1 protein-coding gene is annotated in these 235 nt (G+C 60.4%); it reads left to right on the forward strand.

Annotated elements, in window-relative coordinates:
* Positions 1 to 235 (forward strand): pyridoxal-phosphate dependent enzyme (locus tag SB756_RS35450; RefSeq protein WP_410913930.1); only part of this gene is annotated, 235 nt, incomplete at both ends.

The following is a 235-nucleotide window of genomic DNA, read 5'->3' on the forward strand; positions in this document are numbered from 1 at the left end:
ACGTGATTCTGGTGAAGCGCGAAGATCGCCAGCCGGTGCACAGCTTTAAGCTGCGCGGTGCATACGCCATGATGGCGGGCCTGACGGAAGAACAAAAAGCGCACGGCGTGATCACCGCTTCTGCGGGTAACCACGCGCAGGGCGTCGCGTTTTCTTCCGCACGGTTAGGCGTGAAGGCACTGATCGTCATGCCAACCGCCACCGCCGATATCAAAGTTGATGCGGTGCGCGGCTT

Source organism: Pseudomonas sp. SIMBA_068, assembly GCF_046534705.1.
Lineage (GTDB): Bacteria > Pseudomonadota > Gammaproteobacteria > Pseudomonadales > Pseudomonadaceae > Aquipseudomonas > Aquipseudomonas putida.